Here is a 12,067-nt window from a genome sequence, read left to right on the forward strand (position 1 = left end):
CTTCCTCCGTTCCGGAGTGGCTACGACTCAGGGTAGTCCACGTATGCAATAGCCAGCGCTTGCAATTAACCAGCGTCTGCAATTATTGTGGACGCACGTTAAGTGCATCTGCAATCGTCTGGAAGGTAGATCCATGCCTCTCGCGCTACTGGCCCTCGCGATCGGGGCCTTTGGAATCGGAACCACCGAGTTTGTGATCATGGGGCTGCTCCCCGAGGTCGCGGGCGACTTCGGCGTCTCCATCCCCACGGCCGGCTTCCTCGTGACCGGCTACGCCCTCGGCGTCGTCCTCGGAGCCCCGCTGATGACCGTCCTCGGCACCAAGATCTCGCGCAAGCGGATGCTGATGCTGCTGATGGGCCTGTTCATCGTCGGCAATCTGATCTCCGCGGTCGCCCCCGTCTTCGGCGTGATGCTGGCGGGCCGTGTCGTCGCCTCCCTCGCCCACGGCGCCTTCTTCGGCATCGGCTCGGTCGTCGCGGCCGAACTGGTCGCCCCTGAGAAGAAGGCCGGCGCGATCGCCATGATGTTCACGGGCCTGACCGTGGCCAACGTGGTCGGCGTGCCGCTCGGCACCTTCGTCGGGCAGACGCTCGGCTGGCGGATGACCTTCGCGCTCGTCGCGGCGCTCGGCGTCATCGGTCTCGCGGGCATCGCCAAGCTCGTTCCGGACCTGCCGAAGCCCGAAGGCGTGCGGCTCCGCCATGAACTGGCCGCCTTCCGCAACGTACAGGTACTGCTGGCCATGGCGATGACCGTCCTCGGCTTCGGCGGGGTCTTCGCCGCCGTCACCTACCTGGCGCCGATGATGACGGACGTCGCCGGCTACGGGGACTCCTCCGTGACCTGGCTGCTCGTCCTCTTCGGCCTCGGCATGGTCGCCGGCAACCTGATCGGCGGAAAGTTCGCCGACCGCGCGCTGATGCCGCTGCTCTACATCTCGCTGGGCGCCCTGGCCGTCGTGCTCGCCCTCTTCACGCTCACCGCGCACAACAAGATCGCGGCGGCCGTGACCATCACACTGATCGGCGCTCTCGGATTCGCGACCGTGCCGCCGCTGCAGAAGCGCGTACTCGACCAGGCCTCAGGCGCTCCCACCCTCGCCTCGGCCGTCAACATCGGCGCCTTCAACCTCGGCAACGCCCTCGCGGCCTGGCTCGGCGGCATCGTCATCGCCGCGGGCCTCGGCTACACCGCCCCCAACTGGGTGGGCGCCGCCCTCGCCGGATCCGCCCTCGTCCTGGCCGTCGTCTCGGCCGGGTTGGAGCGCCGCTCCGCCAAGGCGGCTCCGAGCCTCGTCGTGACCGGCAAGGCCCCCGCCGAGCGCGCCACGCCCGCTCACCACTGACCTGCCCCCACACACGCCACACCCCGGCACGCCCCGCAAGGAGATAGCCCCTCATGAGCACCATCACCACCCCCGCCGCCGTCGCGCCGCTGACCATCGAGGACGCCGAAGCGCTCGTCACCGCGGCCCGCCGCGCCGCCGACGCGGCCGATGTCACGGTCAGCGTCACCGTCCTCGACGCGGGCGGCCACCTCCTCGCCTTCCGGCGCGACGACCGGGCCGTGCTGATCTCCGGCGAGACCAGCACCCGCAAGGCGTACACCGCCCTTCAGTTGAACGCCCCGACCGCCGACCTGGTCGACGCGGTCCAGCCCGGCGGTCTCTTCCACACCCTGCCCACCGCCCTCGACCGGCCGCTGCTCTTCATCGCGGGCGGGGTGCCGGTCCACCGCGACGGCCGTCTCATCGGCGCGATCGGCGTCGGCGGCGGTGCGCCCGAGCAGGACCATGGCTTCGCGTCGGCGGCCGTGGAGGCCCTCGCGTAATCCAGGTATCTCGCGACCGAGTCTCAGCCGGCCGCCACCGTCAGCGGTGCGAAGCGGCGGGTCCAGTCGCCGGGCAGCTCCGGCGTGCCGTAGGCCATCACCGCGTTGAAGGCGATGGGTTCCAGGCCGCTGTCCTTCAGCCACGCCAGGAGCTCTTCGTGCCGTACGTCGATGTCGGTGCGCAGCGGGCGGTCGGTGTGAGCGCTGAGCGAGGCGATGAGCGCCTTCGCGGTGTCCGTGTCGGGGGCGATGAGCGGGCCGATGACGTGCGTCTCCATATTCGGCCAGGCACCCGCGTATCCGACGATCTCGCCGTCGGCCTCCGCGACCCGGAGCTGGTCGGTGAAGGCGGGGAGCCGGGCGATCACATGGGTCCGGTCGTGGCCGAAGACCTCGGTGTCGAGCCGGACGATGGAGGTCAGATCCTCCGCGGTGGCCGGGCGCGTGGCGATGTCGGGGAGCGGACCCGAAAGGCTGAAGTGTCCGCAGAGCATTTCGGCGCGGCCGATCGTCTTGAAGCCGAGCTGTTCGTAGAGGGGGCGGCCGTTCGGCGTCGCGTGGAGGGTCAGCGGGACGGTGGCCGCCTCCTCGACGGCGTACTGCATCAGGCGGCGGCCGATGCCCTGGCGGGCATATCGCTCGGCGACCAGGACCATGCCGATCGCAGCGAGGTCGGGGCGCTCCTGCGGGCCGTACCGGGTCACTACGTAGGCGCCGATGAGGCCGTTGCCGTCGGGGGCATCGATGCCGTAGCCCGTTCCGGCCGACAGCAGGAGGCCCCACTTGTGTTCTTCACGAGGCCAGCCCCGGTCCTCGGACAGATCGGCGCAGGACGTCAGATCGCGCGGGGTGAGTCGGCGGATGGGCAGTGCGGAGAGGGAAGGTGTCGACACTCGGGTCAGGCTGTCCGACGTACGTCCTCGGCGTCCACCCGTTTGTGGGCAGAAGCACGTTCCTTTTCGCCACGTTGCCTCTGGCCACGGCGGGTTAGCCCCCAGGGTTTGAGCACCGACAGGACCGTCATGAACAGGTAGGCGCTGAGCGAGACAAGAGGGCCGGCGATCAAGCCGGACGCGTCGGTGATGGGACCGCCGGCGGCCACCGTGGCGACCGAGTCGTCGACACCGGGACGCAGTGCGAAGGCCGACGCGGTGGTGGTGGCCAGGGTCAGCCAGAACTTCGTATAGACCCAGCGGTGCTTGGCGAGCCCCCACTGCGTGCCCAGGGACAGCAGGAGACCGCTCAGCAGGGTGAGCAGCGCGAGGGGGAGCACCAGCCAGTCCGCGAAGACCTTCATCGAGCGGACGGCGGCCTCCACGGCGGCGGTGGATCCCGTCGTGATCGCGGTGAGGGCGAGAGCCACCAGCCCGAGCGTGAGCCCGAGCCAGCAGGCTGCGCCGATGACGTGGACGACCAGGGTGGCCCGACGAACGGGGCGGCTAAGTTTCACGTGAAACACGGTGCCAACCGGGACGGGCCGGGGCGTCTTACAGCGGGAGTAACCGCGGGTACTAGCCTCGGCGTACATGGCACGCCTCCACCTCTTCGACCTGGACGGGACGCTGCTGCACGGCACGGCGGCGCCCGTGGAGATATCGCGGCAGCTCGGCCTGGACGCGGAGATCGCCGCGCTGGAGCGGGACTTCGTCGCCGGGCGCATCGCTTCACCGCAGTACGCGGTGCGCGTGCACGCCCTGTGGGCGGAGCTCACGGAGGTACAGGTGACGGCCGCCTTCGAGGGGGCGCCCTGGCTGTCCGGCATCCAGGACACCTGGGCGGAGATCCGGGAGGGCGGCGACTACTGCGCGGTGGTGTCGCTCTCGCCGTCCTTCTTCGTGGAGCGGCTCATCGGGTGGGGCGCGCACGCCGCGTACGGGTCGCGTTTCCCCGCTGTGCCGTTCACCGAGCCCATTGAACCGACGGGCATTCTCAATGCGGCCGCCAAGGTGGAGATCGCGAACCGCCTCTGTGAAGAGTTCGGGGTGACTCGGAGCGATTGCGTCGCGTACGGCGACTCGCTCTCCGACCTGGAGCTGTTCGGTGCCGTGCCGGTTTCCGTCGCGGTCAATGCGGATCCACGGCTGGTGAGCCTGGCCACCCACTCCTATGTCGGGCGGGACCTGCGTAAGGCGTACGAATTGGTGCGGCACGTCCGCTGATCGAGGCAATGGGAAGGCGCACGCGTTGAATTACCGCGGAAGGGAAGGCACTTGTATGTCGGGCGGCTGCCGGTATGGTCGACTCCGGTTCGTGCCGGGTGCGCTTCTTCGCACCTCGGGGGCGCACGCGCAGGTCAACGAAGCCTAACGGTGCAGAGAGATCCAGAGCCGGTACTTCTCGTTATGCGGCCGACACGGCGGCGGTGAATGGGAGGCTGCGGTGAGATGACTGCGGCCAATGTCACATTTGCCGCCTACTTGTCCGTAGGGTCCGGGTGGCCGGGTTCAATGTGGCTGGATCGGCCATCGAGGCAGAGCGGGGAAGGCAGGCGGCTTCCGGCAGGAAGTGCATAACCGACCGAGAGATGTTCGAGGCGAGGCACAGCATGGACGCTCCGACCACCACGTCGGCGGACGACGGGCCCTCCGGCGACGGGGGTGGCTGGTTCACCCCGCGCAGGCCGCCGAAGAGGGCGGAGGACGGACAGCCGCAGCAGTCCGGCACCGATGGGCCGGACGCCGCCGAGGGGCGTCGGCCGGCTTCCATACGTCCCCTGGGTGGGCGTGAAGGCGCCGCGCCCACCGCCGAGCCGGTTGACGGGCGAATACCGGCCGCCGGTGCCGTCGTGACCGCCGAGGCCATTGGCACGGACCGGAGCCTCGGCACCTCCCCCTTTGAGCGGAGGCGGGGTCAGTCCGCTCCGTCCGAGCAGAATCCGGTTGCGTCCGCTCCGTCCGAGCGGAAGCTGGACCCACGAGCGCCGTCCGAGCGGAAGCTGGATTCACCGGCTCCGTCCGCGCAGGAGCTGGACCCACCGGCTCCGTCCGAGCGCAAGCTGGATCCGCCCGCTCCCTCCGCGCAGAAGCCAGATGCATCCGCTCCCTCCGCGCAGAAGCCGGACCCGTCCACTGACGCCGGGCCGCGGCGTCCGGAAGCGGCCGAGCCGGAGGCCGCAGCTCTCGCCCAGTCGTCGGAACTGACGAAGCCGTCCAAACCGGCGTCCCCCGACGCCGCCCTCGTGCAGCGCACGATGGCCGAAATCGGCCCCATCGCCGACAAGGTCACCTCGTACTTCTACGCGCTGCTCTTCACCCGCCACCCCGACCTGCGCGCCCTGTTCCCCGCAGCGATGGACACCCAGCGCGACCGTCTCCTCAAGGCGCTGCTGACGGCGGCCGAGCACATCGACCACACCGACGTGCTCGTCTCGTATCTGAAGAACCTCGGCCGCGGGCACCGCAAGTACGGCACTCGGCCCGAGCACTACCCGGCCGTCGGCGAGTGCCTGATCGGCTCGCTGAGCCGCTACGCGAGCGCGATCTGGGACGAGGAGACAGAGGCCGCCTGGGTCCGTACGTACACGGCGATCTCCCAGATCATGATCGACGCGGCCGCGGAAGACGAAGCGCGCGCCCCGGCCTGGTGGTTCGCGGAGGTCGTCTCGCATGACCTCAGGACCCCGGACATAGCCGTCGTCACGGTCAGGCCGGACCAGCCCTACCCCTTCCTCGCCGGGCAGTACACCAGCCTGGAGACCCCTTGGTGGCCGCGGATCTGGCGGCATTACTCCTTCGCGTCGGCGCCCCGATCCGACGGGCTGCTCTCCTTCCACGTCAAGGCCGTCCCGGCCGGCTGGGTCTCCAACGCCCTGGTGCACCACGCCCGCCCCGGCGACGTGCTGCGGCTCGGCCCGCCCACGGGTTCGATGACCGTCGACCACACCACCGACAGCGGCCTTCTGTGCCTGGGCGGCGGCACGGGCATCGCTCCCATCAAGGCCCTGGTCGAGGACGTCGCCGAGCACGGCAGGCGGCGCCCGGTCGAGGTGTTCTACGGCGCCCGCACCGATCACGACCTGTACGACATCGACACCATGCTGCGACTGCAGCAGACCCACCCGTGGCTCGCCGTCCGCCCGATCGTGGACCAGCAGGCCCAACTGCCGGACGCCGTGCGCGAGTACGGCCCCTGGAACGAGTACGACGCCTATCTCTCGGGGCCGCCCGGCATGATCCGCAGCGGCCGGGACGCCCTGCGGGACGTCGGCATCCCGGAGGGCCGGATCCGCCATGACTCCGTCGAGGAACTGGTGGCGGCGGCGAGGGATTGACTGACCCGGGGCGGAGCGGCAGACCCAGGGACGGCTAGCCCAGGTCGGGCGCGTGCATCGCGCGGACGCCCTCGATGTTGCCGTCCAGATAGTGCCGCAGCGACAGCGGTACGAGATGGACCGAGGCGATGCCGACCCGGGTGAAGGGCACGTGCACGATCTCGTACTCGCCGCACGGCTCCTCGACCTCGGGCCCGTGCCGCAGACCGGCGTCCATGGACTCCAGGCGGCAGACGAAGAAGTGCTGCACCTTCACTCCGGTCGCGCCGCCGTCCTCGCCGACGTGCTCCACGGTGTCGACGAAGCAGGGCACCACATCGACGATTTTGGCGCCGAGTTCCTCGTGCACCTCGCGGTGGAGCGCGTCGATGACAGTGGCGTCCTCCGGTTCCACGCCGCCGCCGGGGGTGATCCAGTACGGATCGACGCCGGGCTTGGTCCGCTTGATCAGGATCAGGTCGTCTCCGTCCAGCAGGACGGCGCGTGCGGTGCGCTTGACCACGGGTCGGACGGTCATGGGGGGAATGTGGCCCGGACTGTTCCACGTGAAACATCGCGGACCGGTGGGGACGGCCATCAAGCCCAGTCGACCGAGGCCCGCAGTAGCCGTTCGTGCGCCCGCGCGATGTGGGGCATGGCGAGCGTGCCGGTGCGCACTACCAAGAAGTACGTGCGCAGAGGGGGCACCGCGGGCTCCAGGAGGGCCACGATGTCGCCGCACTTCAACGCGTCGGCGCACAGATAGCGAGGCAGCACGGCCAGGCCGGCGCCCGAGGCCACGCAGGCGAGGACCGCGCGCAGGTCCGGCACGATGACGGCACCGGAGGCGGCGGGCCGGGCGTCGAAGACGGCGGCCCAGTAGCGGGAGACAAACGGCAGCGTCTCGTGCACCTCGACCACCGGCAGGTGCTCCAGCGGTAACGCTCCCCTGCGGCGCGGCCTGTCGTTACCGGTACGGGCTGCCCAGCGCTCCCCCACGACCAGGACGTGCTCCTCGTCGCAGAGCGGTGTGGCGGTGAGCAGCGCGCCGCGCGGCCGGGCCGTGGTGATGGCCAGGTCGTGGTGCCCGGCCGCGAGCCCTTCCAGAACTTCCTCGGCGGTCCCGAACGAGGTGCGCAGGGCGTAGCTGTGGCCGTCCCGGCCGGTCAGGGCGGTGAGCGCGGGCAAGGCGCGTTCCGCGGTGAACTCCGGGGGTCCCGCGAGGTGGAGGGTGCGCACCGGCGAGTCCTCGTCGAGCCCGGTCTCGGCTATCTCCACGAGGGCGTCCAAATGTGGGGCGGCCTTGTGGGCGAGTTCGTCGCCGGTGGTCGTGGGGGTCACACCACGGGCCTGGCGCAGGAAGAGAGGACGGCCGAGCTGCCGCTCCAGGGTGCGGATCTGGGACGTGACGGCGGGCTGTGAGAGGCCGAGCAGCGCCGCGGCACGGGTGAAGGAGCCGGCCCGGTGCACCGTCACGAAGGTGCGCAACAGGGCCAGGTCCATGACGACGTCCCTCCCCTTCGTGATCTCAGGGCGCGCCCAACTATAAATATGTCGATAGGTCTCTGTCGCTACTGTGATTGGACACTGACGCACAGTCAACTAGCCTTGTCGGCGCGGTTCTGCGCGCGTGGGACCGGAACGGTCCGAGCCACGAGGGGGGAGGCTCGGACCGTTCGTTGTGCGTAGCCAGGGTGCCGTTCCGGGCTACGGGCGGTGTCGTCGGAGCGACGGCCGAGACTGTCGGCAGCGTTCACCCGGCTGATTCGTCCAGCGCGCGGAGCACGTCCGCCACCAGGTCATCGGGGTCCTCGGCGCCCGCGGAGAAGCGGATGAAGCCCTCCGGGACATCGTCGCCGCCCCAGCGCCGACGCCGCTCGGCCGTGGACCGCACACCGCCGAAGCTCGTCGCGTCGTCGACGAGGTGCAGTTCCTCCAGGAAACGCTCGGCACGCGCGCGGGTGGGCAGCGTGAAGGAGACCACGCACCCGAAGCGCCGCATCTGCCGCGAGGCGATCTTGTACGAGGGGTCGTCGGGCAGCCCGGGGTAGCGCAGCCCCGCCACCTCGGGACGGTCGCGCAGGGCCTCGGCGAGGGCCAGGGCGTTCGCGTTCTGCCGGTCGGCACGCAGCTGGAGCGTGGCGAGCGAGCGGTGCGCGAGCCAGGCCTCCATCGGTCCCGGGACAGCACCGACGATCTTGCGCCAGCGCCGCACGGACGCGGTCAGCCCGGCGTCGCGGCAGGCGACGTACCCCAGGAGGATGTCGCCATGGCCGGTGAGCATCTTGGTGCCGCTGGCCACCGCGAAATCGGCGCCCAGCTCAAGGGGGCGCTGGCCGAGCGGCGTGGCCAAGGTGTTGTCGACCGCTACCAGGGCGCCACGCGCGCGTGCCGCATCGGCGAGGCGACGCACGTCGCACACGTCGAGACCGGGGTTGGACGGCGTCTCGATCCACAGCAGCTTGGCGCCGTCCAGGACGTCGAGCTGGGCGTCGCCGCCGGTCGGGGCGGTGCGCACCTCGATGCCGTACGCCCTGAGCTGCTCGCGGACCAGGGGCAGCGCCTGATAGCCGTCATCCGGCAGGACCACCGCGTCCCCGGCGCGCAGCTGTGAGAAGAGCACCGCCGAGATCGCGGCCATGCCGGAGGCGAAGACGAGCGTCTCGACGTCCTCACCGGCACCCGGCGCCTCCAGCTCGCCGATGGCGCGCTCCAGGTGGGTCCAGGTCGGATTCTCGTCCCGGGCGTAGGCGTAGCCGCCCGTGGGGTCGCCGGGGAGGTGGAAGTGCGCGGCGAAGACCGGACCGGGAAGGGTGGGTTCGTGCTTCACCGGCTCGGGCAGCCCGGCCCGCACGGCCCGTGTGCCGTCGCCGATCCCCGCGGAGTCAGTCCGGCCCGTCGGGCCGCCGATCCTGTCTTCCCTTTCCCTGTCGCCGCCTATGGCTGCGGAGTCCGTCATGCCGCTCAGTCCTCGTCGTCCGGGAGTACCACGTTCATGGCCCAGGACACGATCGAGATGATCAAGCCGCCCAGGACGGCGGTCCAGAAGCCCTCGACATGGAAGCTGACGTCGAGCTTGTCGGCCAGCCACGAGGTGAGCAGCAGCATCAGGGCGTTGACCACGAGGGTGATCAGGCCGAGGGTCAGGATGAACAGCGGGAAGGTGAGGACCTTCACCACCGGCTTGACCAGGAAGTTCACCAGTCCGAAGAGCAGGGCGACGACGACCAGGGTGCCGACCTTCTTGCCGGTGCTGTCGCCGGTCAGGGTGATCTTGTCGAGCAGCCACACGGCGACGGCCAGGGCCGCTGCGTTGGCGATCGTCTTGACTACGAAATTCTTCATGTGTCTGATCGTGGCAGACGTGGACCGGGAGCGGTCAGGTCACGAGCACCGGCGGAAATCCGCACGGCGAGCATCAGCGAGGGGCGTACGAGGGCGATGAAGGCATTCCGACTGGACGAGCTGGAGGCCGAGCGCGCGGCGAACGACGGCGCGTATCTGCAGTTTCTGCGGGAGCGGAACATGTCGGTCGGGCTCTACGCGCTCAACGCCGGGCAGTCCGATCCTCAGCAGCCGCACGGGCAGGACGAGGTGTACATGGTCGTCAGCGGCCGCGCCTCGATCACGGTCGGCATGGAGACCACGCCGGTCGCGCGCGGCAGCGTCGTCTATGTGCCGGCGGGCGTGGCCCATAAGTTCCATCACATCAGCGAGGACCTGCGGGTCCTGGTCGTCTTCTCCCCGCCCGAGGCCTGATCTGCCTCTTCTCCGCCCCGGGGCGGCCTGATCACCGTCTGGAGCTCTCCCTCTGGAGTCTGACGGGTTCAGGGCTGCGACCTCGGGGTTCTCTAAGGGTCGGATCAGGGGAGGACAAGGGCTGCGAGGCCCCCACAGAGCCCTTCGGCGCCATAGCATCGAATGCAAGAAGCCGGGAGCCTGCGGACATTCAGGAACCCGCACCGATGCGAAGTGCGCGGAGAGAGGTAAGGACGATGGCAGCGAAGGAGATCTTTGCGGGAATGCCGTGGTGGGTGAAGTGGGTGGCCGTGCCCGTCATCGCCTTGGTCGTGTTCGGCGGCGTGATAGTGACTGTTGTCGGTTTCGTCGTCGGCCTGCTCTTCAAGGCGCTGCTATTCGTTGCCTTGGTCGGTGGACTCATCTATGTCGTACGGAAGTTCATATCCGGCTCGTCCTCGTCCCGCACCGATTGGTGATCATTGGCGACGCTGACGGCTGAGCGCGGATTGGTTACTGCCGAGTGGCGACTTTTCGAAATGGTTCCCTCGGCAGGGGGAAGTTTCCCGGCGGATGGCCGTAGAGCGGTGGCCAAGGGTTAGAGTCCGAAATCCGACGCGGGGTCGTTTCCCCGCGGACGGGCGCACTGCCCTCCCGTGTTCTTCCGGGCACGGGCGGCCCCCCACGCGCTTCGGGAGTGAACCTTGGCCGCGGTAGACACCTCCACCTCACCGGTAGACACCCCCGCCTCACCGGTCGGCACCTCCATCCCACCAGCCGATGCCACCCCACCAGCCGATGTCACCCCGTCGGGCGACGCCACACCACCGAATACCGTGGCCGCCACGCCACCGAGCACCACGACTGCCACGCCACCCAGCACCACGACCGGCACGCCCACCCTCATCGGCTCCGTGCAGCGGGCGATGCGGTTACTGGAAGCCGCCGCCTCACACCCGGGCGGGGCGCCCGCCAAGCAGTTGGCCCGTGAGGCGGGGCTCGCGCTCCCGACGGCGTACCACCTGCTCCGCACACTGACCCACGAGGGCTATCTGCGCCGCGAGAGGGGCGTGTTCATGCTCGGCGAGGCAGTGGAGCGGCTCAGCAGCAGTGGGGCGCAGCAGAATCGGCGCGGCACGATCGACGAAGCCCTGGCGCACTGCCGTGATGCCGTCGGAATGCCGGTGTACTTCGCCGTCTATCGCGAGGGCGAGATCGAAGTCGTGGCGGTCTCCGACACCCCCGGTAATCCCGCCGTCGAGGAATGGGCGGATTTCCGCGAGACGGGGCACGCCCACGCCATCGGCCAGTGCCTGCTGTCCCAACTCGACGGTGACGCACGGCGGGACCACCTCGACCGCTATCCGGTTGAGTCGATCACGCGTTACTCGGTCCGCGACGAACGTACGTTTCTGCGTCGGCTCGACGCGATGGAGCGGATGCGGCCCGTCATGGAACGTCAGGAGTACGCACTCGGGACGGTCTGCGCCGCGATTCCGATCTTGGCGGGGGACACCGCGGCGACTCTCGCCCTTTCCGTACCCGCCTGTCAGGCCGATCGGTTGCTGCCCGCGGCGGAGAGATTGCAGCGTGAGATCGGAAAGCTACTAGGGACACTCGCCTTCTCTATCAGCATCTGAAAACTCACTCCTTGTGATCTGGTGTGCACGTTAAGCAAGATGCCTTGAGCGTCAGGGAGTTGGTTCCTGGCCATTTGAGTGCTAAGTGACGGGGTAGGACGCGATGGACGAGTCGGTTCAGGCAGAGGTCATGATGAGCTTCCTGGTTTCTGAGGAGCTGTCGTTTCGTATCCCGGTGGAGTTGCGCTATGAGACAGATGATCCCTATGCCGTGCGGCTCACCTTCCATCTGCCCGGTGATGAGCCGGTGACCTGGGCTTTCGGAAGAGAGTTGCTGGTCGACGGGGTGGTCGGACCGTGCGGGGTCGGGGATGTGCGCATCGAGCCCACCGATTCCGAACTGCTTGACGAGGCTCTGATCAGGCTTCAGGTCGGTGTGGACCGGGCGCTGTTCCGCGTGGGCATTCCGCCACTGCTCGCCTTCCTGGACCGTACGGACAAGTTGGTGCCGCTCGGGCAGGAGCGGGCGCTCGCGGACTTCGATACGCATCTCGACGAGGCGCTCGACCGGATTCTGGCGGAGGAGCAGAACGCGGGCTGACCAAACGGTCAACCGGCCGACAGCAATGGCAGATTGGTGCATTTGGCTGCGTCCGGGCACACTTCG

The 12,067-nt window shown here is 69.1% G+C and carries 14 protein-coding genes; 8 read left to right on the forward strand and 6 right to left on the reverse strand.

Going from position 1 to position 12,067, the window contains the following annotated elements; genetic code table 11:
* Positions 1–133: 133 nt before the first annotated feature.
* Positions 134–1,348 carry an MFS transporter gene (locus tag ACWDZ7_RS21255; RefSeq protein ID WP_451798863.1) on the forward strand — a complete coding sequence of 405 codons (1,215 nt, stop codon included), beginning with the start codon at positions 134–136 and terminating at the stop codon, positions 1,346–1,348.
* Positions 1,349–1,401: 53 nt separating this feature from the next.
* Positions 1,402–1,833: a GlcG/HbpS family heme-binding protein gene (locus ACWDZ7_RS21260; protein ID WP_451798865.1), complete on the forward strand. Its 432-nt coding sequence runs from the start codon at positions 1,402–1,404 to the stop codon at positions 1,831–1,833.
* A 23-nt stretch (positions 1,834–1,856) separates the two neighbouring features.
* Here ACWDZ7_RS21260 and ACWDZ7_RS21265 read toward each other — a convergent pair whose 3' ends face one another.
* The gene (locus ACWDZ7_RS21265) at positions 1,857–2,726 is read right to left on the reverse strand and encodes a GNAT family N-acetyltransferase (protein WP_451798867.1); all 870 of its coding nucleotides are present in this window, start codon (positions 2,724–2,726) and stop codon (positions 1,857–1,859) included.
* A gap of 5 nt (positions 2,727–2,731) precedes the next feature.
* Entirely contained in the window at positions 2,732–3,283 is a 552-nt protein-coding gene (locus ACWDZ7_RS21270) for a DUF2269 family protein (protein WP_451798869.1), read from the reverse strand.
* 76 nt (positions 3,284–3,359) lie between these two features.
* Here ACWDZ7_RS21270 and ACWDZ7_RS21275 point away from each other — a divergent pair, with 76 nt between their 5' ends.
* The gene (locus ACWDZ7_RS21275) at positions 3,360–3,992 is read left to right on the forward strand and encodes an HAD family hydrolase (protein WP_451798870.1); all 633 of its coding nucleotides are present in this window, start codon (positions 3,360–3,362) and stop codon (positions 3,990–3,992) included.
* A 386-nt stretch (positions 3,993–4,378) separates the two neighbouring features.
* A complete protein-coding gene (locus ACWDZ7_RS21280) occupies positions 4,379–6,103 on the forward strand; it encodes a globin domain-containing protein (protein WP_451798872.1) in 1,725 nt (574 codons plus the stop codon).
* A 34-nt stretch (positions 6,104–6,137) separates the two neighbouring features.
* Here the strand turns inward: ACWDZ7_RS21280 and ACWDZ7_RS21285 are convergent, their stop codons facing one another.
* The 4 genes from ACWDZ7_RS21285 to ACWDZ7_RS21300 all read right to left on the reverse strand — a co-directional run bounded on the left by ACWDZ7_RS21285 (position 6,138) and on the right by ACWDZ7_RS21300 (position 9,427).
* Positions 6,138–6,620: an NUDIX domain-containing protein gene (locus tag ACWDZ7_RS21285; protein WP_451798873.1), complete on the reverse strand. Its 483-nt coding sequence runs from the start codon at positions 6,618–6,620 to the stop codon at positions 6,138–6,140.
* A gap of 59 nt (positions 6,621–6,679) precedes the next feature.
* Complete coding sequence (locus ACWDZ7_RS21290; RefSeq protein ID WP_451798874.1) at positions 6,680–7,585, reverse strand: LysR family transcriptional regulator; 906 nt, start codon at positions 7,583–7,585, stop codon at positions 6,680–6,682.
* A gap of 250 nt (positions 7,586–7,835) precedes the next feature.
* Positions 7,836–9,041, reverse strand: coding sequence for a cystathionine gamma-lyase (locus ACWDZ7_RS21295; protein WP_451798875.1), 1,206 nt, complete (start codon positions 9,039–9,041; stop codon positions 7,836–7,838).
* A 5-nt stretch (positions 9,042–9,046) separates the two neighbouring features.
* On the reverse strand, positions 9,047–9,427 hold the full coding sequence (locus ACWDZ7_RS21300) for a phage holin family protein (protein WP_451798876.1): 381 nt from the start codon (positions 9,425–9,427) through the stop codon (positions 9,047–9,049).
* A gap of 96 nt (positions 9,428–9,523) precedes the next feature.
* Between ACWDZ7_RS21300 and ACWDZ7_RS21305 the strand changes: the two genes are divergently transcribed.
* The 4 genes from ACWDZ7_RS21305 (at position 9,524) to ACWDZ7_RS21320 (ending at position 12,001) form a co-directional block, all read left to right on the forward strand.
* Positions 9,524–9,841 (forward strand): cupin domain-containing protein, encoded by a 318-nt coding sequence (locus ACWDZ7_RS21305; RefSeq protein WP_451798878.1) that lies wholly within the window; start codon positions 9,524–9,526, stop codon positions 9,839–9,841.
* Between the two features lie 236 nt (positions 9,842–10,077).
* Entirely contained in the window at positions 10,078–10,299 is a 222-nt protein-coding gene (locus ACWDZ7_RS21310) for a DUF5326 family protein (RefSeq protein ID WP_451798880.1), read from the forward strand.
* A 357-nt stretch (positions 10,300–10,656) separates the two neighbouring features.
* Positions 10,657–11,460, forward strand: coding sequence for an IclR family transcriptional regulator (locus ACWDZ7_RS21315; RefSeq protein ID WP_451798881.1), 804 nt, complete (start codon positions 10,657–10,659; stop codon positions 11,458–11,460).
* Between the two features lie 103 nt (positions 11,461–11,563).
* Positions 11,564–12,001, forward strand: a complete 438-nt coding sequence (locus ACWDZ7_RS21320; protein ID WP_451798882.1) for an SsgA family sporulation/cell division regulator — start codon at positions 11,564–11,566, stop codon at positions 11,999–12,001.
* The last annotated feature ends 66 nt before the right edge of the window (positions 12,002–12,067 follow it).

This window comes from Streptomyces sp. NPDC003032 (assembly GCF_053591415.1).